The 20,585-nt window shown below is 67.9% G+C and carries 18 protein-coding genes; 16 read left to right on the top strand and 2 right to left on the bottom strand.

The window, feature by feature from the left end; all coding sequences use genetic code 11:
* The first annotated feature begins 138 nt into the window (after positions 1–138).
* From ACZ5BU_RS20785 to ACZ5BU_RS20820, 8 genes are read left to right on the top strand one after another with little or no spacing between them, the layout of a single operon-like run.
* Positions 139–1,641 (top strand): ABC transporter substrate-binding protein, encoded by a 1,503-nt coding sequence (locus ACZ5BU_RS20785; protein WP_465701129.1) that lies wholly within the window; start codon positions 139–141, stop codon positions 1,639–1,641.
* On the top strand, positions 1,638–2,585 hold the full coding sequence (locus ACZ5BU_RS20790; RefSeq protein WP_465701131.1) for an ABC transporter permease: 948 nt from the start codon (positions 1,638–1,640) through the stop codon (positions 2,583–2,585). Before ACZ5BU_RS20785 ends, ACZ5BU_RS20790 begins: the two co-directional genes overlap by 4 nt.
* Positions 2,582–3,400 carry an ABC transporter permease gene (locus ACZ5BU_RS20795; protein ID WP_465701132.1) on the top strand — a complete coding sequence of 273 codons (819 nt, stop codon included), beginning with the start codon at positions 2,582–2,584 and terminating at the stop codon, positions 3,398–3,400. Before ACZ5BU_RS20790 ends, ACZ5BU_RS20795 begins: the two co-directional genes overlap by 4 nt.
* Positions 3,397–4,350, top strand: a complete 954-nt coding sequence (locus ACZ5BU_RS20800; RefSeq protein WP_465701134.1) for an ABC transporter ATP-binding protein — start codon at positions 3,397–3,399, stop codon at positions 4,348–4,350. Before ACZ5BU_RS20795 ends, ACZ5BU_RS20800 begins: the two co-directional genes overlap by 4 nt.
* Positions 4,343–5,212 carry an ATP-binding cassette domain-containing protein gene (locus ACZ5BU_RS20805; protein WP_465701136.1) on the top strand — a complete coding sequence of 290 codons (870 nt, stop codon included), beginning with the start codon at positions 4,343–4,345 and terminating at the stop codon, positions 5,210–5,212. The genes ACZ5BU_RS20800 and ACZ5BU_RS20805 overlap by 8 nt, the downstream gene beginning before the upstream one ends.
* Positions 5,209–6,642: an aldehyde dehydrogenase family protein gene (locus ACZ5BU_RS20810; protein ID WP_465701138.1), complete on the top strand. Its 1,434-nt coding sequence runs from the start codon at positions 5,209–5,211 to the stop codon at positions 6,640–6,642. The genes ACZ5BU_RS20805 and ACZ5BU_RS20810 overlap by 4 nt, the downstream gene beginning before the upstream one ends.
* A gap of 11 nt (positions 6,643–6,653) precedes the next feature.
* A complete protein-coding gene (locus ACZ5BU_RS20815) occupies positions 6,654–7,433 on the top strand; it encodes an SDR family NAD(P)-dependent oxidoreductase (RefSeq protein WP_465701140.1) in 780 nt (259 codons plus the stop codon).
* A 16-nt stretch (positions 7,434–7,449) separates the two neighbouring features.
* Positions 7,450–8,820: an amidase gene (locus tag ACZ5BU_RS20820; RefSeq protein WP_465701142.1), complete on the top strand. Its 1,371-nt coding sequence runs from the start codon at positions 7,450–7,452 to the stop codon at positions 8,818–8,820.
* On the opposite strand, the gene ACZ5BU_RS20825 is transcribed toward ACZ5BU_RS20820, so the two are convergent.
* Complete coding sequence (locus ACZ5BU_RS20825) at positions 8,772–9,977, bottom strand: MFS transporter (protein WP_465701144.1); 1,206 nt, start codon at positions 9,975–9,977, stop codon at positions 8,772–8,774. The two genes, ACZ5BU_RS20820 and ACZ5BU_RS20825, sit on opposite strands and share 49 nt — an antisense overlap.
* 73 nt (positions 9,978–10,050) lie before the next feature.
* Between ACZ5BU_RS20825 and ACZ5BU_RS20830 the strand changes: the two genes are divergently transcribed.
* The 3 genes from ACZ5BU_RS20830 (at position 10,051) to ACZ5BU_RS20840 (ending at position 12,074) form a co-directional block, all read left to right on the top strand.
* A complete protein-coding gene (locus ACZ5BU_RS20830; protein ID WP_465701146.1) occupies positions 10,051–10,623 on the top strand; it encodes a CGNR zinc finger domain-containing protein in 573 nt (190 codons plus the stop codon).
* A 43-nt stretch (positions 10,624–10,666) separates the two neighbouring features.
* Entirely contained in the window at positions 10,667–10,828 is a 162-nt protein-coding gene (locus ACZ5BU_RS20835) for a hypothetical protein (protein WP_465701148.1), read from the top strand.
* A 76-nt stretch (positions 10,829–10,904) separates the two neighbouring features.
* Positions 10,905–12,074 (top strand): hypothetical protein, encoded by a 1,170-nt coding sequence (locus tag ACZ5BU_RS20840; RefSeq protein WP_465701149.1) that lies wholly within the window; start codon positions 10,905–10,907, stop codon positions 12,072–12,074.
* On the opposite strand, the gene ACZ5BU_RS20845 is transcribed toward ACZ5BU_RS20840, so the two are convergent.
* Positions 12,071–13,078, bottom strand: a complete 1,008-nt coding sequence (locus tag ACZ5BU_RS20845) for a LacI family DNA-binding transcriptional regulator (RefSeq protein WP_465701151.1) — start codon at positions 13,076–13,078, stop codon at positions 12,071–12,073. The two genes, ACZ5BU_RS20840 and ACZ5BU_RS20845, sit on opposite strands and share 4 nt — an antisense overlap.
* Before the next feature lie 125 nt (positions 13,079–13,203).
* On the opposite strand from ACZ5BU_RS20845, the gene ACZ5BU_RS20850 reads away from it, so the two are divergent.
* The 5 genes from ACZ5BU_RS20850 (at position 13,204) to ACZ5BU_RS20870 (ending at position 20,539) form a co-directional block, all read left to right on the top strand.
* Positions 13,204–14,550 carry an ABC transporter substrate-binding protein gene (locus ACZ5BU_RS20850; protein ID WP_465701153.1) on the top strand — a complete coding sequence of 449 codons (1,347 nt, stop codon included), beginning with the start codon at positions 13,204–13,206 and terminating at the stop codon, positions 14,548–14,550.
* Positions 14,551–15,462 (top strand): carbohydrate ABC transporter permease, encoded by a 912-nt coding sequence (locus tag ACZ5BU_RS20855; protein WP_465701155.1) that lies wholly within the window; start codon positions 14,551–14,553, stop codon positions 15,460–15,462.
* Positions 15,459–16,328 (top strand): carbohydrate ABC transporter permease, encoded by an 870-nt coding sequence (locus ACZ5BU_RS20860; protein ID WP_465701156.1) that lies wholly within the window; start codon positions 15,459–15,461, stop codon positions 16,326–16,328. The genes ACZ5BU_RS20855 and ACZ5BU_RS20860 overlap by 4 nt, the downstream gene beginning before the upstream one ends.
* 15 nt (positions 16,329–16,343) lie before the next feature.
* Positions 16,344–18,263 (top strand): glycoside hydrolase family 2 protein, encoded by a 1,920-nt coding sequence (locus ACZ5BU_RS20865; RefSeq protein WP_465701158.1) that lies wholly within the window; start codon positions 16,344–16,346, stop codon positions 18,261–18,263.
* Positions 18,264–18,502: 239 nt separating this feature from the next.
* The gene (locus tag ACZ5BU_RS20870) at positions 18,503–20,539 is read left to right on the top strand and encodes a ricin-type beta-trefoil lectin domain protein (RefSeq protein WP_465701160.1); all 2,037 of its coding nucleotides are present in this window, start codon (positions 18,503–18,505) and stop codon (positions 20,537–20,539) included.
* Positions 20,540–20,585 lie beyond the last annotated feature (46 nt).

A 20,585-nucleotide genomic window follows, 5' to 3' on the forward strand; every position in this document is an offset into this window, starting at 1 on the left:
GACCACTGATACCTAGTCCACTGGTCTGACCAGTCACAGCCGGACGGCGAAGTCTGCCGTACCGGCGTGGCCGGAGGCGGGCTCGGACGTGTAGGCGGTCAGAATGCGGCGACAGCTCGAGGCACTGGAGGAGTTCTCGTGAAGGTTTCCATCCGTGCGGTCGCAGTCGCCGCTGCAGCAGTCCTGGCGCTCACCGCGTGCTCGGCCGGATCCAGTACGTCGTCCGGCAGCTCGCCGGGTGGTGAACAGAAGCTGGCGATCGGACTGGTCGCGGAGCCGGCCAGCCTGGACTTCACCACCACCGACGGGGCCGCGATCCCGCAGGCGTTGCTCGGCAACGTCTACGAGACGCTGGTCAAACAGGACGACTCCGGCAAGATCGTGCCGTCCCTGGCGAAGTCGTGGAAGGTGTCGCCGGACCACAAGACGTACACGTTCGACCTGGTCGACAACGCGAAGTTCACCAACGGCAAGCAGTTCACCGCGAGCGACGCGGTGTTCAGCGTCAACCGCGTCAAGACTGCCTGGACGATCTCGCTGAAGGGCGCGATGGACGTGGTCGCCGACGCCAAGGCGCTGTCGCCGACGCAGTTGCAGGTCACGCTGGCCAGGCCCAGTGACGACTGGCTGTTCCGGATGACCACGCGGATCGGCGCGATGTTCTCCGAGAGCGGCGTCAGCGCGCTCGCCACCGACCCGGTCGGCACCGGCCCGTTCAAGTTCTCGAAGTGGAACCGCGGCGACTCGATCGTCCTGGTCCGCAACGACAACTACTGGGGTTCGAAGCCGTTCTTCCAGCAGATCACGCTGAAGTACTTCAAGGACGCGACCGCGCTGAACAACGCCTTGCTCACCGGCACGATCAACGTGGTCGGTACGGTGCAGGCACCCGAGGCGCTGAGCCAGTTCACCAGCAACTCGAAGTACCAGGTGATCGAGGGGACGACCAACGGCGAGGTGCTGCTGTCGTTCAACAACTCGCGGCCCGTGTTCAAGGACCTCCGGACCCGGCAGGCGATCCGGATGGCGATCGACCACAAGGCGCTGCTCGACACCTGCTGGGCCGGCCGCGGCAAGCTGATCGGCAGCATGGTCCCGCCGACCGACCCGTGGTACGAGGACCTGACCGGCGTCGCGCCGTACGACCTGGCCAAGGCGAAGTCGTTGCTGCAGGCATCCGGTGCGGCGGGCAAGACGCTCCGGCTCCGGCTCCCGACGTTGCCGTACGCAACCTCTTGCGGCCAGGTGGTGAAGAGCGACCTGGAGCAGGCCGGGCTGAAGGTGCAGATCGACCAGCTCGAGTTCCCGGCGGCCTGGCTGACGACGGTGTTCAAGAACGCCGACTACGACATGTCGATCATCGCGCACGTCGAGCCGCGCGACCTGGGTGCGGTCTTCAACCCGAAGTACTACACCCGGTACGACGACCCGACGCTGCAGGCCGACCTGGCCGCGGCCGACGCGGGCGACGAGGCCACGCAGATCGCGGACATGAAGAAGGCGGCGCGGCGGATCTCCGAGCAGGCCGCGGGCGACTGGCTGTTCCTGCTGCCGAACCTGATGGTCGCGGACAAGGACATCAAGGGGCTGCCGACCAACGCGATCACCGAGGCCTTCGACCTGTCCCAGCTGAGCCGATGATCCTCCGCCTGATCGAGCGCACCGCCGTGTTCTTGGTCAGCCTCGCGGTGAGCACGGTGCTCGTCTTCGCGTTCATGGTGATCCTGCCCGGCGACCCGGCCCGGGTGGCCCTGGGCGTGAACGCCTCCGACCAGGCGGTGGCCGAGCTGCGGCGGCAGTTCGGCCTCGACCGCCCGCTGCCGACGCAGTACTTCGACTGGGTCGGCGGACTGCTGCGCGGCGACCTCGGCACGTCGTACGTGTCGAAGGTCGCGATCGGGCCGCAGGTGTTCGACCGGCTCCAGGTCACGCTGTGGCTGGTCGTCGCCGGCATGATCGTCGCGCTGCTCGTCGCAGCCCCGGCCGGGACGGTGATGGCGGCGCGCCACCGTCAGGTCTCCGGGCTGGCGTTGTCGGCGTTCTCGCAGCTCGGCGTCGCGGTCCCGGCGTTCCTCGCGGGCATCCTGCTGATCGTGGTGTTCGCGGTCAAACTCGGCTGGCTCCCCGCGAACGGCTGGACCCCACCCGCCCAGGACCCGGCGATGTTCGTCAAACAGCTGATCCTCCCCGCGCTGTCCCTCGGTCTGGTCCAAGGCGCTGTCCTCACCCGCTACGTCCGCAGCGCCGTACTGGATGTGTTGCGCGAGGACTACCTCCGCACCGCCCGCGCGAAAGGCCTTCGCCCCTTCCAAGCCCTGTGGAAACACGGTCTACGCAACGCCGCTGTGCCGGTGGTCACGGTGCTGGGGTTGCAGTTGGCCACGCTGCTGATCGGTGCGGTCGTCGTCGAACGCGTCTTCGTGATCCCCGGCCTGGGCAGCCTGCTCCTGGACGGCGTGTCCAACCGCGACCTGCTCCTGGTCCAAGACGTCGTGATGGTCCTGGTGCTGGCAGTTCTGCTCGTCAACTTCCTGGTCGACGTCCTGTACGTCGCCCTCGACCCGCGGCTGCGGACGGCAGCATGAGGCGCCGCAACCCGAGCCTGATCGTCGGCGCCGTGATCGTCGGCGTGATCGTGCTGATGGCGCTGATCTCGTTCGTCTGGACGCCGTACGACGCCACCCTCGTCACCCCGGCATCGCGGCTGCTGAAGCCGTCCTGGTCGCACTGGTTCGGCACCGACAAGTTCGGCCGGGACGTGCTCAGCCAGATCATGGTCGGTTCCCGTACGACGTTGTTCGTCGGCGTCGTCGCGGTCGGCGTCGCCGCCGTCATCGGCGTACCGCTCGGGATCCTGGCCGCGATGACGCGGCGGTGGGCCTCGGAGCTCGTGATGCGCGGCAACGATCTGCTGCTCGCGTTCCCGGCGTTGCTGCTGGCAATCATGTTCGGCGCGGTGTTCGGCGCCAGCACGCTGACCGCGATGGTTGCCATCGGCATCGCTTCGGTGCCGAGCTTCGCGCGGGTGATCCGCAGCGGGGCGCTGCAGGTGATGCGGACCGAGTACATCCTCGCGGCCCGTGCGGCGGGGCGCCGGCCGTGGCCGATCGCCGTACGGCATGTGTTGCCGAACGTGACAAGTCTGATCACCGTGCAGGCGTCGGTGTCGTTCGCGATCGCGGTACTGGCAGAGGCCGCGCTGTCGTTCCTCGGGTACGGCACTCCGCCGCCGACGCCGTCGTGGGGGCGGATGCTGCAGGAGAGCCAGGAGTTCCTGTTCAGTGCTCCGCGGCTGGCGATCTTCCCCGGCGTGGCGATCGCGATCGCCGTGCTCGGGTTCAACCTGTTGGGCGACGGTCTGCGCGACCGCTTCGATCCGAAGCTGGAGGACCGGCGGTGAACGACGTACTGACCGTGCGCGGGTTGTCGGTCTCGGTGCGGGACACGACCCTGGTGTCGGACGTGGACCTGACGGTCGGCGCGGGGGAGCGGGTCGGGCTGATCGGGGAGTCGGGGTCGGGCAAGTCGCTGACCGCGCTGAGCATTCTCGGACTCCTGCCGGAGGACGTCCGGGCGGGCGGATCGGTACGCCTCCACGGTGTCGACCACGAACTGGTCGGTGCGGACGAACGACGGATGTCGCGCGTCCGCGGTCGCGACATCGCGATGGTCTTCCAGGAGCCGATGACCGCGCTGAACCCGACGATGCGGATCGGCGACCAGCTGACCGAGGCGATGCTGATCCACAAGACGTTGGCCAAACCAGCGGCTCGTACGGCGGCCGCCCAACTGCTGGAACGGATGCAGTTGCCCGCGGAAACGCTCCGCGCGTACCCGCACCAGCTGTCCGGTGGCCAACGGCAACGAGTCGTACTTTCCCTTGCCCTCGCCAACGATCCCGCGTTGCTGATCTGCGACGAACCGACGACCGCGCTCGACGTCACGGTCCAGGCGCTCGTCCTCGACCTGATCGTGCGCGGCGTGGTCGATCGTTCGTCCGCGCTGCTCTTCATCACCCACGACCTCGCGGTGGTCGCCACCGTTTGTGAGCGCGTGCTGGTGATGTACGGCGGACGCGTCGTGGAGGCGGGTCCTGTCGCCGAGGTGTTCACGCGGCCGCGGCACCGGTACACGCAAGGTCTCCTCGCCGCCTCGGACCTGGATACGGCCGCACGTCGACTGACCACGATCCCGGGCAACGTCCCGTCCGCGGGCACGTTCCCGTCCGGCTGCGTGTTCCGTACCCGCTGCGCGTACGCGACCGCGCTGTGCGAGGAGACACCGGCGTGGACCGGGGCGGAGACGCGCGGGTTCGCCTGTCACCACCCGGTGGAGGTCGCTGATGCCTGAGCACGTCCCGACGACGCACGAGCTGGAGACCCCGACTGCGATCCAGGTGGTGGACCTCTTCCGCGACTACCCGCGCCCGCGGACGTCACTGGTCAGACCAGCTCCCGTGGTGCACGCGCTCCGCGGCGTCAGCCTCGAGGTCAAGCAGGGCGAGCGGTTCGGCATCGTCGGCGAATCGGGCTGCGGAAAGTCCACCCTGCTCCGCATCATCGCCGCCCTCGACCGGGCCACCTCGGGACACGTGATCGTCGAAGGCACCGACATCACCCACCTCCCGGAACGCCGCCTGCGACCCCTCCGGGAGAACCTGCAGCTCGTCTTCCAGGACCCGATGAGCTCACTTGACCCACGGATGCGGGTCCGCGACATCATCGCCGAACCCCTCGTAGTACAAGGACATCCGGCCTCCGGCCAGCGCGTCCGTGAACTTCTCGAAGCCGTCGGCCTCGCCGCGGACGCCGGTGACCGCTACCCGCACCAGTTCTCCGGCGGACAGCGGCAGCGCATCTCGATCGCCCGCGCGCTCGCCCCACGCCCGCGGATCCTGATCGCCGACGAACCGGTCAGCGCGCTCGACGTCTCGGTCCGCGCCCAGGTCCTGAACCTGATCTCCGACCTGGTCGACGAACTCGACCTGACACTGGTGTTCGTCTCCCACGACCTGTCCGTCGTCAAGCACGTCTGCGACCGCGTCGCCGTGATGAACGCCGGCGAGATCGTCGAGACCGGCTACACCGGCGACGTGTACGCCGCCCCGCAGCATCCGTACACGCAGCGCCTGGTGTCGGCGATCCCGACCCTGCAGCGCGCGCTGTCCGGCGCGACCACGTCCGACCTGCTCGCGAAGGGAGATCCCGCATGAAGTTCCCAGCCGGCCTGCCGATCGGCGAGTCGTGGATCGAGCCGGCGGCCACGGCACCGGTGATCTTCCCGTACGACGGTACGCCGGTCGCCGATGCACCGGTCGGGGATGCCGCGATCGCGCGGACGGCCCTCGACAGCGCGCTCGCCGTACGGGAAACGGTCGGGCGGCTTCCGTCGTACGTACGCCGGAAAGTCTTGCAGGACGTGCATTCGGCCGTCCTGGCCGAGCGGGACGCGTTCGTGGATCTGCTGGTGCTGGAGACCGGGAAGCCGCTGGTCGACTGCCGGGTGGAGATCGACCGGACCTTGCTCACGCTGCAGACGTCGGCGGAGGAGGTCGCGCGGCTGCACGGCGAGACAGTGCCGCTCGATCTGTTGCCCAGTGGTGAAGGTTTGCAGGGTTTCTGGGTCCGGAAGCCGATCGGCGTCGTGGTCGGGATCACCGGGTTCAACTACCCGTTGTTGCTGGCGGCCCATAAAATCGCGCCGGCGTTCGCGGCCGGTTGTCCGATCATCGTGAAGCCAGCGCCTCAGACGCCGCTTGCGACCCTGTGGCTCGCGCACGTGATGCGGTCGGCGTTGGCCGACGCGGGTGCACCTTCGAGCGCGTTGCAGGTGGTGACGGGCGGGCCGGAGGTGGGTGCCGCGTTGACCACGGACCCGCGGATCGGTGCGGTGTCGTTCACCGGATCGGCTGCCGTCGGGCATCGGATCGCGCGGGACGCGGCACCGACGAAGGTACTGCTCGAGCTCGGGTCGAACTCGGCGCTGGTCGTTGCCGAGGACGCCGATCTGGATGCGGCCGCGGACGCGATCGTACGCGGCGGGTACTACGCGTCCGGTCAGGCCTGCATCTCGGTACAACGCGTGATCGCTGTCTCGTCGGTTCGAGATGTCCTGCTGGAGAAGCTGGTTGCGCGGCTTCCTGGCGTGGTGGTCGGTGATCCGCGGGATCCGGAGACGCGGGTGTCCGCGTTGATCAACCCGGCCTCGACGGACCGGGTCCGCAATTGGGTCGGGGACGCGGTACGTGCAGGCGGATCGATCGCGTACGAGGCTCCTGGTGATGTGCTCGGTCCGATCGTGCTGACCGACGTACCGGACGGCCTGCCGGCGTGGGACGAGGAGATCTTCGGGCCGGTGATCGCCGTACGGTCGGTGCCCGACGTGGACAGTGCGCTGCAGGCCGTGAACGAGACGCGGTACGGGCTGCACGCGAGCGTGTTCACGTCGTCGCTCGACACCGCGTTCGCCGCGATCGACCGGCTCGACGTCGGGGGAGTGGTGATCAACGACGTACCCGGGTTCCGGTCCGACGTGATGCCGTACGGCGGCGTGAAGGACTCCGGTACCGGCCGCGAAGGCCCACGCTTCGCCATCGAGGAACTCACGACGACCCGGATGGCCATCATCCGCCCGCGCCCGTGAAAGGTGAACCGATGGACTACGCGAAGCTCTTCCGCCTCGACGGGAAGCACGTGCTGGTGATCGGCGCGGGCAGCGGCATCGGTCGCGAGAGCGCCCTCGCCCTCGCCGCCCACGGCGCCCGAGTAACCTGCGCCGACCGCGACCTGACTACCGCCCAGCAAACAGCCGCCGTCGCCTCTGTCTCTGATGGTGGGATGACGGCGTACGAGCTGGATGTGCTCGACGACGTGGCGATCGAACGTGCTGTGGCGGACCTGGATCCTGTGGATGTGCTCGTGTTCACCGCGGCGACGAACGTACGGAAGCGGATCCTGGACTACACGGGCGAGGAGTTCGACCGGGTGGTGGCGCTGAACCTGCGGGCCTCGTTCCAGCTGATCCGCGCGTTCGGGAAGGGCATGGCGGAGCGGGGGAGCGGCAGCATCATCGGCTTCAGCTCGATCCGCGGTACGACGGTCGAGCCGGGGCAATCGGTGTACGCGGCAACAAAAGCCGGACTCGTCCAGCTGCTCCGGACCGCCGCCGCCGAACTCGGGCCGTCCGGCGTCCGCGCGAACGCGATCGCGCCGGGCGTCGTCGAGACCCCGCTGACCGCACAGATCAAAGCCGATCCGGCCTGGTACGAGGCGTACGCGCAGAAGGGCGCGCTCGGTCGCTGGGCCCAGCCTTCCGAACTCGCCGGGGCGGTCGTGTACCTGGCGTCGGACGCGGCGAGCTTCGTGACCGGCAGTGTCCTCGCGGTCGACGGCGGCTGGACCGCGGTCGACGGCCGCTTCGAACCACCGAACTGACCGGATGGAGCCGTAGATGAGTCTCGCCGATCTGACCGCAACCGAACTGCTGACGAAGTACCGCGACGGCTCGGTGTCACCCGTCGAGGTCATCTCCGACGTCCTCGACCGGGTGGCCGCGCTCGAACCTCACCTGTGCGCGCTGTACGCGTTGGACCCCGACGGCGCACGGGCGGCGGCGCACGAGTCGGAGCAACGGTGGCGGGACGGTACGGCGGGTGCGCTGGACGGCGTACCGGTAACGATCAAGGAGAACATCGCGACACGCGGAACGCCCGTACCGCAAGGAACCGCGGCCACCACGCTCGTACCCGCCGCCGAGGACGCACCCGCAGCGGCACGGTTGCGGGCGGCCGGAGCGGTGATCTTCAGCAAGACGACGATGCCGGAGTACGGGATGTTGTCGTCCGGGGTGTCGACGTTCCACCGCTTGACCCGCAATCCGTGGGACCTGTCGAAGACGGCCGGCGGATCGAGCGCGGGCGCTTCCGCCGCGGCCGCCGCCGGGTACGGGCCGATCCACGTCGGCACGGACATCGGCGGGTCGATCCGCCTGCCCGCCGGGTGGTGCGGCCTGGTCGGCCTCAAACCCACGCACGGCCGGATCGCCGTCGGCAACCCGTACGCCGGTCGCGCGATCGGCCCCCTCACCCGTACGGCGGGCGACGCTGCGCTGGCGTTGACGGTCATGCAGGGTTACGACCCGCGCGACTACACGTCTTTGCCTTTGGCCTCGGACGTGTTCGACGTACAGCTGAAAGGCCTCCGGGTCGCGCTGCTGCTCGACGCCGGTGTAGGTCTCCCGATCGACCCCGACGTCACCGCAGCCGTCTCGTCCGCGGCCGCACTCCTCGAGCAGGCGGGCGCGATCGTCGACCCGATCCCGCCGATCATCACCCGCGAAATGCTCGACGGCCTCGACCGCTTCTGGCGCATCCGCTCCGCCACCGACATCGCCGCCCTCCCCGAAGAACGCCGTGCCAAGGTCCTGCCCCAGATCCGCCAATGGGTCTCCACCGCGACCGACCTCACCGCATCCGACGTCTTCCACGGCTACACCCAAATGGGCGCGATGGCGGCCGCCGTCACCCAGGTCTTCACGCAGTACGACGTCATCCTGTCGCCAGTAGCCCCCATCACAGCCTTCCCCGCCGAACTCGCCTACCCCACCGACAACCCGTCAAAGCCCTTCGAACACATAGCCTTCACCGTCCCCTACAACATGTCCCACCACCCCGCAACGACCGTAAACGTCGGATTGTCAACAACAGGACTACCCATCGGCGCCCAACTCGCCGTACCCCACCACCAGGACCTGACCGCACTGGCGCTGGCGGCCTATCTCGACAGTCGGCGCGCGGAGAACCTCGACTGGCCGACGGGGTGACGCTCGCGTCCAGGCTTGATGCGCGTCAGTGCGGCGAGGGCTAGTACGGCGATGAGAGTGGGGATGCTTAGCCATCCGAATCGGAGGTATGCGCGGACTCCGACCCAGGAGCCGATTGTGCCGCCGAGGAACGCCACGGTCATGTACGCAGTGTTCAGCCGGCTGCGCATCTCGGGGCGCAGGGCGAAGATCCGCGTCTGGTTCGCGACCTGGCCGGTCTGAACGGCGACGTCGAGCAGAAGCATGCCTAGGGCAACGGCAACCAGGCCGACGACTCCACGTGCCGTGGCGGCGGTCAGCACCGCGGCGGCAACAAGTGCTCCGAGGAAGCTGACGACATTGACCACATCAGGCCCGCGGCGGTCAGCCTGCCGACCGGCCCAGGCCGTGGCGAATGCGCTCGCGGCGCCGACCAACGCGATCAACCCGACGACGCTCGCGCTCAGTTCGTACGTCGGCCCCGTGATCAACAACGCAAGGCTCGTCCAGGCGGCAGTGAACCCGCCGAACATCAACCCCTGGTACAGGCACGACCTCCGCAGCTCCGGCTCCCTCAGGAACAGCCGTACCGGCCAGCCGAGCAACGCCAGGTAGCTGTCCCGCGAAGACGGTGTCGTTGCCGGCAGCATCCTGGCAAGGATCACGGCCAGCGTCGCAGCCAGTACCGAGCTCACCAGGTACGGCGCTCGCCACCCAAGCCAGTCCCCAAGCAGCCCACCGAACGCCCGAGCCAGCAGGATTCCCGCGAGCAGTCCCGACAACAGCAACCCGGTCACCGCGCCACGACGCTCCGGCGCGACAAGCGTCGCCGCGAACGGGAGTAGCACCTGCGGTACGACGGTGGCCATCCCGACGACGACCGCAGCGCCAAGGAGCACCGGCAGACCCGGCGCCGAACCGGCGACGACCAGAGCGACAGTCGTGACAGCAAACAGCCCGGCCACGAAACGCCGATGGACGAGCCGGTCGCCGAGCGGCACAAGCAAGGCGATGCCGACGGCGTACCCGAACTGTGTTGCCGTTGGCACCAATGCGGCCGTCGCCGCGCCGACGTTCAGGCCGCGCGCGATCAGCGGCGTGATGGCCTGCGGGAAATACACGTTCGCGACGCCGGCACCGCATGCGGTCGCGAGGAGTACGAGCAGGGACCTTCGCATGACATCTCCCTGGAACCGGTTTGACTGGTTCCCGACGGTACCAGTCAAACCGGTTCTCGGATAGAGTGGGCTCATGGAGCAACGATTCCGCCAGGGTGCCGGACGGCTGTGCCTCGACTTCGTCCGTACCTTGCGGCTGCGTGGTACGCCGGAGGTTGCGGAGGAGTTGCCTGACGGAGTGGCGCTGGCCGCCTGGGTGAGGCAACTCGGATCGGTGGCGCCGAAGGCCGGCGACGTACCGACGCAGGCGCAGGTTGGTCAGGCGCAGGCGTTGCGCGAGAGCATCTACGAACTGCTCGCCGCGGCTCGAGCGACGGATGGTGTTGCGAGCGCTTCCCGGGCTGCCCGCAACCGGGTCAACCGCGCGGCGGCCGAGCCGGTGCCGCAGCCTCGGCTGGACTCGGTGGGTGAACTGCAGTGGCAGGCTGACGATCCGGTGACCGCCGTCCTCGCCCTGGCCGCCCGGGATGTCCTGGATCTGGTCACGTCCCCGGCCGCGCTCGACCGGATCCGCGACTGCGCGAACCCCGACTGCGGCGCGATCTTCCTCGACAACTCCCGCCCCGGAACCCGCCGCTGGTGCTCGATGGACACCTGCGGCAACCTGTCGAAAAAGGCCACCTTCCGCACCCGCCATCCGAAGTAGCCGCGTCATCCCGATCAGTTGGCTTGGGATCGATGTCGACCCGGTGCCCAACGTCTGGCTGCGCGACCTGCGCACCGGAGTACTGCGGCTGGTGTCGCCCGACGATCTCGGTCACCCGTCGTCTGCGGTCGGCCCGGTGTTCCGCGCCTGGATCATCCGCGCCCAGGACCTCTCCGGTGGCTATATCGGCTGGATCCAGCCATGACGACCGAATCGCCTTCCGCGGTGGACCCGGGTGCTGCAACAATCTGCGGCTGTGTCCGCTGGTGTGAGGAGTCCGGGTGCTCGAGCTGGTTGAGCGTGTTGCGGTTGATGCGGGGTTGACGGTTCGGGAGCGGGACACGCGGATCACGGCACTGCTGACGGAACGTGGGCCGGGCGCGGCGGTCGAGTGTTTGGTTGCGACGGACGATCGGGCGATCGCGGAATACGTCGCCTCGTACCTCCAGCGGATCCCAGGTGCGGAGGCGGAGAAGACGCGCGCAGCGGAACGGTTGCTGGAGGTGCCTGACCTTGCGCCTGCTGCCGCGCGGTTGGTGCCCTGGTTGCCGGGAGAGCTGGTGGATCGGATCGTTCGCGATCATCACGCTGAGCTTGGCGAGAGTACGCCGTACTCCTCGGTGCTCTTCGCCATCGCGACGTACTTTCCCGACCGGCTTCGACCGTTCGAGGAGACGACCGATGACGCACTGATCAGGCAGGCCACGTTGTCCGGTGCCGGTGACGACGTTGCGGATGCGCTGCTGGATCAGTGGAAGAACGAGCGGGACATCGCCGATTTGTGGAAGCTCGCCCTGATTCGCACCGATCACGCCGCGGACCTCATCGCGTCCGTTCGGGACGACGTGGTGGACCCCGAGCACTGGGAGTGGCTGATGCCGCTGGCCGGGCGGATGCCGGACAGCGACCGTCCGGCCGGATCCCGACCGGCGTTCATGGGGTTCGTGGCGGGCAAGGGCGCGAGCAACCACCTGATCGGCGGGACGTATCCGGGCGAGGCGCCCCTGTGTGTCGACTGCGGTACGCCGGCCACGCGCGTCCTCACGTTGTCCGCCGAAGACCTGCCGTACGACCTGAGCCACGATCCGTCCTTCTTCTGGTTCGCGTGTGAATGCGACGAGGTCGACGTCATCGTGACGCGCTTCACCGATGCGGGTACGACGGTCTACTTCAACCCGCAAGGCCCAGCGACCTCCACCGACGAACGCTCCATGGTGCTGACGCTGCACCCGAACCAGACCGGCGTCACGATGCCCGCCGTACCCACGACGGATCACCACCAGATCGGCGGCCTCCCGCGCTGGCCGATGCCGGAGACCCACCCGATCTGCCCGGAGTGCGGCCGCTTCATGCCCTTCCTGGCCGCGACCACCGTTGGTCTGTCCAACATCCTCGTCTTCGGCTTCTGGTGCGACCCCTGCGCCGTCTCCACGACCCGCCTCCAGGCCTAGCCGGTGGTGCTTTCGCGGATCTCGAGGGTGTAGTCGGCGGGGAGTTCGGTGGGGTCGGAGCGGTCGCCGTCGAGTCGGTTGAGGAGCAGACGTACGGCGTTCCTGGCGATCTGGGTCTTGTCCGGGCTGATCGTGGTGAGGCTCGGGGTGCTGTAGCGGCCGTCCTCGATGTCGTCGAAGCCGACCAGCGCGATGTCGTCGGGGACCCGGAGGCCGTGGCTGAGGATGGTACGGAGCGCGCCGAGCGCGAGCAGGTCGTTGTAGCAGAAGACCGCGTCGGGCGGCTGGGGGAGGGCGAGCAGGTCGGACATCGCGGACGCGCCGTCGGCGCGGTGGAAGAACTCGGTGGGGCGGACCAACTCCGGGACGACCTCGCGTCCGGCCGCCTGCAGCGCCGCGCGGTACCCCTGTGTCCGCAGCCGGCCGGTCTGCCGGGTCTCGTCGAACTGGTCGCCGATCGCGGCGATCCGCTGCCGGCCGAGCTCGATCAGATGACGGGTCGCTAGCTCGGCGGCGCCGACGTTGTCGATCATGATGTGATCGAGCCCGCCCTCGAGGACGCGTTCACCGAGCAGGACGACCGGTGCGGACGACGGCCGGTTGCGCAGGTCGGCGCCGCCGAGGGCGAGCGGGTTGAAGATCAGCCCGTCGAACATCGCCGCCCGGTTGCCCCGCATCACCAGCTCCCGCTCGCGGACCGGGTCGCCGTCGGTCTGGTCGACGACGACCGTGTACCCGGCGGCCGCCGCCTGCTCGATCACGGCCCGGGTGAGCTCGGCGAAGTACGGTACGTCGAGCTCGGGCAGGACCAGGGCGATCAGGCCGGAGCGGCCGTTCCTCAGGGTCCGGGCGACCGCGTTCGGCTGGTACCCGAGCTCGTCGAGTACGCGCTGGACCCGGGCCCTGGTCTCCGGCGCGACCTGCGGGAAGTCGTTGACGACGTTCGACACCGTCCGGACCGAGACGCCGGCCCGCTCGGCGACCTCGCGGAGTGTGGCGGCCACCCTGCACCTCGTTCCCATGGACGGCGACTGATGTGAAGTCTTGACACTTGCAACGTTGCAAGCTTAGCGTCTCCAACACCACTTGCAACGTTGCAAGCATCGCGGAAGTCATGAGGGAACACAACATGACCAATCTCCTTTCACGCCGCAGCCTGTTCCGTGGCGCCGGCGCCGCGCTGGTCGCCGGAGGTCTCGGCGCGTGCGCGCCGGGCAGTACCACCGGGAGCAAGTCGCTGCCGAGCAGCAGCGTGACCAAACCACCGTCCGGCGAGATCACCATCTGGGATCGCACCGGCGACCTCTACAAGGTGTTCGACAAGGCGATCGCGTCGTTCACGGCGAAGTACCCGCAGGTGAAGGTCAACCATGTGGCGGTCGACGTCAACGCCAAGCTCCCGGCGACCTTGATCAGCGGTGCCGGCGTGCCGGACGGCGCGTTCTACGACGACGCATTGCTCACCGGCGTCGCACCGCACCTGTACGACCTCAGCGGGCTGATCGAGCAGTACAGGCCGGACATCGCGCCGTACAAGCTCGGTGTGGTGACCGTCGACGGGAAGATCGTCGCGGTGCCGTGGGACCTGGACCCCGGCCTGCTGTTCTACCGCGAGGACATCGTCACCCAGGCGGGTGTCGATCCTGCCGGATTGTTGACATTCGACAATCTGCTCGACGCCGCCCGTACCGTCCGGGAGAAGTTCCCGCAGGCGAAGCCGATCCACCTCGAGAATGACCAGTTCCTCGGGCAGCTGTGGATCGACATGTTCGCGAACCAGCAGGGCGGTGCGATGGTCGATGCCGACGGCAAGCTCACCATCGACTCCGACCCGTACCGGAACGCGCTGACCTGGCTGGACAAGGTGCGGTCCGGGCAGTTGGGCACGCTCGCGAAGTACACCCAGCCGACGGATCTGCAGACGCAGGACAACGGCACCCAGGTGTTCGTACCGTGGGCGCAGTGGTTCGTGTTCGCACCGCAGCAGTTGCTGAAGGCAAGCAAGGGTAAATGGCGCGCGATGGCGCTTCCCGCGTGGCAGGCCGGCGGTGCACGGGCGGGGGTGATGGGCGGCTCGTCGTTCGTCATCCCGGCCAAGGCGAAGAACCCCGAGCTGGCCTGGCGGTTGTACGAGCATCTGGTCTTCAGCAAATCCGGCTACACCACGGTCTACGGGCCGAACTCGGTGTATCCGGGCGGGCTGAATACCTCGATCCCGTCGTACCTGCCGGCGCTCGATCCTGCCGCCCCGCTGTTCAAGCCGCTCGAGGCGCTCGGTGGTCAGGACCTGTGGAAGGTTGCCGTCGAGGCGGGTAAGCAGGTACCAGGCGGGTACACGATTCCCACCTGGTGGGGGAAAGCCGTCGACTACTTCGGCGTGAACGTACAGAAGTTGCTCGCCGGCCAGATGAGTCCCGACGAGGTGCTCAAGACCTCGGCGACGCAGATCCAGAAGAACCTGATGGGTCCCAGCTGAATGGCGACTCTCACCGAAGCGACGACGGCCCGGCGGGCCGCTCAGCGGGTACGGCGGCGTCGGGTCCCGGTCGCGCCGTACCTGTTCGTCGCGCCGTTCGTCCTCGTCTTCGCCGCGTTCAGCGCTTATCCGATCTTCTTCGCCCTGCAGTTGAGCTTCACCAACTGGCACGGCGCCGGAGCGCTGAAGATCATCGGGCTCGCCAACTACCGGTATCTGCTGACCAGCCCGGACTTCTGGCAGTCGATGGCGACGTCGGGTGTGCTCTGGCTTCTCGTCGTACCGGCGCAGGTGCTGCTCGCACTGACGATCGCGGTCGCGTTGCGCAAGGCAAGGTTCCGTGGCGTCTTCAGCGCCGCGCTGATCGCGCCGTTCGTGACGCCGCTGGTAGCGATGGCGCAGGTGTGGATCATCCTGTTCGACAAGGACTTCGGTGCGGTGAACCACGGATTGTCGGCAATCGGATTGCCTGCAATCGGCTGGTTGACAACCTCCGCCGGCGCCAAGGTCACGGTCGCCCTGCTCGTGCTGTGGCGAACAACCGGGTACGCCGTGATCTTGCTGATGGCCGGATTGTCGACAATCCCCTCGGAGGTCTACGAGGCCGCGACGATCGACGGCGCCGGCGCCTGGCACCAGTTCTGGTCGATCACCGTGCCGCTGGTGACGCGCACGCTGAGCTTCGTCGTCGTGATCGGCACGCTGACCGTCTTCCAGTTGTTCGCGGAGCCGTACGTCGTGACCGGCGGTGGACCGTTCAACGCGACCAGGACCGCGGGGCTTTATCTCTACAAGCACATCACGAACTCCGACCTCGGACTCGGGGCCGCGAACTCGATGCTGCTCGTGGTCATGGTGCTCGCGCTGTCACTCGCGTCAATCCGGCTACTGCGCTCGAGGGAGGACTCATGAAACAACCTGCGCGGTCGGGCGGGGCGCGGCTCGGGGAGGTGGGGCGGTACGGGCTGCTGACGTTGGCAGGCGTCGTCAGTCTTGCGCCGCTGCTCTGGATGGCGGTCTCGTCGCTGAAGCCCGGCGCGGACATCATCTCGAGCCCGTTCAGCTTCGATCCGGGTCAGCTGACGCTGGCGAACTTCCGTTCGATGCTGGACACGATCCCGATCGGCACCGGCTTCCGGAACACCGCGATCGTCGTCCTGGTCAAGGGCGCCCTGACGATGCTGTTCTGCCCGATGGCGGGATTCGCGTTCGCGAAGTACGTGTTCCCGGGCAAGCGGCTGCTCTTCGCCACCGTACTGACCACGCTCATGCTGCCGACGCTCGTACTGCTGATCCCGCTGCTGCTGGAGATGAGCCAGCTCGGCTGGGTGAGCACGTTCCAGGCGCTGATCCTGCCCGGTGCGATCGACGCGTTCGGGGTGTTCTGGATGCGGCAGGTGATCCTGGCGATCCCGGACGAACTGCTCGACGCGGCCCGCGTCGACGGCGCCGGTGAGCTGCGGATCTTCACCAGCATCGTGCTGCCGGTGATCCGCCCGGGCCTGGCGGCGCTCGGCGTACTGACCTTCATCAACATCTACAACGACTTCGTCTGGCCGGTGGTCGCGGTGAACGACGAGCAGCACCAGACCCTGCAGGTGATGCTCTCGGCGCTGGCCCAGAACATCCGCTCGGGCCAGCTCGGCGCGGACTGGACCAGCGTCTGGGGCCAGTTGCTCGCGGCAAGCACCGTGGCGGCGATCCCGGTCCTGATCGTGTTCGTCGTCCTGCAACGTCATCTGATCAAAGGCGTCATGGCCGGCAGTTTGAAGGGCTGACCTATGGAGAAGACTGTGAACACACCACGTCCTGAGTACCCTCGGCCGCACTTCGACCGTTCGTCTCGCTGGCTGAACCTCAACGGCGAGTGGGAATTCGCCCGCGAGCCCGACCGATTCACCGAGACCGTCGTCGTACCGTTCCCGTGGGAGCATCCCGACTCCGGAGTGGTCGCGCACTGGCTGCCGACGGCCTGGTACCGACGGCAGATCGCGCGCCCGGACGACTGGGCGTCGGAGCGGACCATTCTGCACTTCGGTGCCGTTCACCATCAGGCGACGGTCTGGGTGAACGGTGTACTCGCCGTCGAGCACACCGGTGGGTACCTGCCGTTCGAGGCCGACATCACCGACCTGCTGGACCGGACCGGCGCCGGCGAGCTGGTCGTACGGGTCGATGCGCCGACCGACAAGCGGTTCATCCCGCACGGCAAGCAACGCAGCATGCCGGCCGACGACTACGACGGCTGCGCCTTCACCCCGTCGAGCGGGATCTGGCAGACCGTCTGGCTCGAGCCGCGGCCGGCCGAGTACATCTCGAAGCTCGAACTCCGTCCGACTGCCGACAGTATCGAGATCACGATGGCCGGCCCGTCGCCGGTGCGCATCGAGATCCCGGGCGTGCTGATCCGCGAGTACGAGGAATGGCCGGGGACCGTGACACTGCCGATCGACGAGCCGCGATTGTGGACTGTTGACAATCCTCATCTGTACGACGTGATCGTGACCGCCGGCGCTGACACGGTTCGCGGGTACACCGGCCTGCGGACGATCGAGTGGCAGGGCAGCACACTCGTGCTGAACGGCGTACCGACGTACGTCCGGGGCGTTCTCGACCAGGGGTTCTGGCCGACGGGTGGGCACGCGGCACCGAGCGACGAGGCCTTGCGCCGGGACCTGGAGCTCGCGCGGGCGGCCGGGTTCAATCTGGTACGCAAGCACATCAAGCTCGAGGACCCGCGCTGGCTGTACTGGGCCGACCGGCTCGGCATGCTCGTGTGGGCGGAGCCGCCGTCGACCGGGCGGTTCCGGGCCGATGCCGTCGCGGCGTTCGAGGAGGTCGCGGCCGGGATGGTCGCGCGGGACGGCAACCATCCGAGCATCGTGATCTGGGGTGGGTACAACGAGGAGTGGGGCCTGGACTGGGACGTCCCGGGTGATCCGGCCAAGCAGGACGCGGTACGGCGGACGTACCGGATCATCAAGGACGCGGATCCGACTCGTCCGATTGTCGACAACTCGGGGTGGGCGCACGTCGAGACCGATCTGGTCGACTGGCACTACTACGACGAGAACGTCGGATCGTGGGCCGCGATCGTCGACCGGCTGGTCAACACGTCGGACGGCCGGTTCCCGGTTCGCCTCGGGCCGGAGTTCGTCGCGGAGAAGGCGATTGCGGCACCTGGGTTCGACGGTACGGACAAGGTGCAGCTGAACGGCGAGTACGGCGGCGGGTCGACGAGTGTGGAGCGCGGGTGGCACCTGCGTTGGCAGACCCAGGAGCTTCGCCGGCACCCGCGGAACGCCGGCTACATCTACACCGAGCTGTACGACATCGAGCACGAAACCGTCGGCATCTACACCTACGACCGCCGGACCAAGGACCTCGGCGGTGTGATCCCGTCCGACGTCCACGCCGAGACCGTCCTGATCGTCGACATAACCCCGGAAAGACCCGGCCGGGACCTCGTACTCGCTGATGACTCGGCGTCGATCCCGGTCCGCGTCTCGCACCACGGCGCCGAACCACTGCTCGGCACCTTGCACTGGTCTTCAGGATCGGCACCCGTGGACGCCAAGCCGTTCACCGTGACCGACCCGATCGAGATCACCGGGCTGCAACCCGGTCGCCTGAACCTCTGGATCACCGACCCGGCCGGCACCGTCGTCGCTCGCACGTTTGTCGACATCACGATTGCCGACGATCCATCCTGACCTACCCCTCCGATACCGACCTGCACCTGCCGGTGTCGATCCGCATCTCTGGTACTGATCCGGGGCTGCGGTGCCGAGCCGGAGCTCTGGTAGCGACCGGGAGCTCTGGTACTGATCCAGAGCTCCAGTACCGACCCAGAGCTCCGGTACCGACCCAGGGCTCCAAGTACCGACCCGGGCCTGCGTTCCTGCGCTGCCCAGCACTTCTCGAACTCCCGCCTTTCGTCCGAGGAGGTTCCATGTCCATCCGCAGATTGTTGACAATCTTCAGTCTGATCGTCGCCGCGCTGATCGTTGCCCCGGGCTCCGTTCCGGCGACCGCCGCACCGCCGGGCAACCTGCTCTACAGCCCGAACCTGTCCACCTATCCCAACGCCGACGCCAGCTACCCGCGCGCGATCCGTCTCGACCACGACGGCAACGCCGGCCACACGGTCCTCGCCACCTTTGCCCGGCGCAACGAATCCGGACCGAGCAGCTTCCCGGTGTTCCGCAGTACCGACGGCGGCGCGACCTTCGGCGCGAACCCGATCAGCACGATCACCTCGCACACGAGCGGCTGGGGCCTCGGCGCGCCGGTGATCTACGAGGTTCCGCGGACCGCGAACGGCCTGAACGCGGGCGACCTGCTCGCCGCCGGCACCGCCTGGGTGGAGGGCAACTTCACCGCGCAGAAGATCGAGGTGTTCAAGAGCACCGACCACGGTGCCAGCTGGCAGTACCTGTCCAACTGCACTCAGACCAGCGGTCTCCCGAACACCATCGGCGCCGGCATCTGGGAGCCGTGGTTCCTGCTCGCGCCGAACAACACCCTGGCCTGTTTCATCTCCGACGAGCGCCCGGCCGGCTCGCCCACCAACAACCAGATCATCGGCCACTACACCTCGACCGACGGTGGCGCGACCTGGAGTGCGAACATCACCCCGGACGTCGCGTTCCCGGCCGATAACCTCGCACGCCCCGGAATGTCGATCGTCACCGCCCTGCCCAACGGTCAGTTCGTCATGTCGTACGAGCTGTGCCGCGACGCGACCGACGCCGACCACGCCTGCGAGGTCTACCTCAAGACCAGTCCGGACGGCCTCAACTGGTCACCGACCGACAGCCCCGGCACACTCGCCCAGACCAGCGACGGCCGGCACCTGCTGCATACTCCGTACGTTGCCTGGATCCCTGGCGGCGGACCGAACGGCACGTTGCTGCTGTCCGGGCAACGCGTGGTCACCGGTCCGACCGGAAACAAGGCGGTGATGGCCGAATCCGGATCGGTGCTGTTGGCAAACACCTCGCTCGGCTCCGGAAGCTGGACGGAGCTGGAGGCACCCGTCAACGTCAACCCGACGGGCGGTTACGCGTCCGGTGTTCCGAGCTGCCCGGGGTACAGTTCGCCGATCGTTCCGTCGATCGACGGCACGTCGTTCCTCTATCTCGCGGCGACGTGGCTCGGTACCGGGAACCAGTGCCAGGTGCGCTTCGGCACCGGCGTCGTCGGCGGCCCGACCGGCGCGATCACCGGCCCCGCGGCCGCCGGCAAGTGCCTTGACGTCGACCACAACACGGCGGTCAACGGCAACGCGGCTCAGTTGTACACCTGCAGCGGCGTACCTGGTCAACAGTGGACGATCATGGCTGACGGAACGGTCCGAGCGTTCGGCAAGTGCCTCGACATCGTCGGAAACGGTACGGCGAACCTCACCAAGGTCCAGCTCTGGGACTGCGGTCCCGCTGGCGGTCAGCAATGGCGTCCACAAGCCAATGGCTCGCTCCTCAACCCGCAGTCCGGCCGCTGCCTCGACAGCCCCGGCGGCGCGACCGCCGACGGGACCAAGCTGCAGATCTACGACTGCAACGGCCTCGATCCGCAGAAGTGGAATCTGCCGGGCGCACCGACCGGACCGATCACGGGACCGGCCGCGGCGGGCAAATGCGTGGACGTCGACACCAACAGGCCGACGAGTGGGAACGCCGTACAGCTGTGGACCTGCAACGGCGTACCCGGGCAGCAGTGGTCGATGTCGACCGATGGCAAGATCCGTGCCTTCGGCAAGTGCCTGGACATCGTCGGCAACGGTACGGCGAACTTCACCAAGGTCCAGCTCTGGGACTGCGGCTCCGCCGGCGGGCAGATCTGGCAGCCCCAGCCGAACGGTTCCCTGCTGAACCCACAGTCCGGCCGCTGCCTCGACAGTCCCAGCGGCGCGACCGCAGACGGAACCAAGTTGCAGATCTACGACTGCAACGGCCTCGATCCCCAGAAGTGGAAGATCCCCGTCTAGGGCAGCTCGAACGTCGAGCCGGTCTCGCCCAGGAGACCGGCTCGAC

This window comes from Kribbella sp. NPDC031520 (assembly GCF_055580825.1).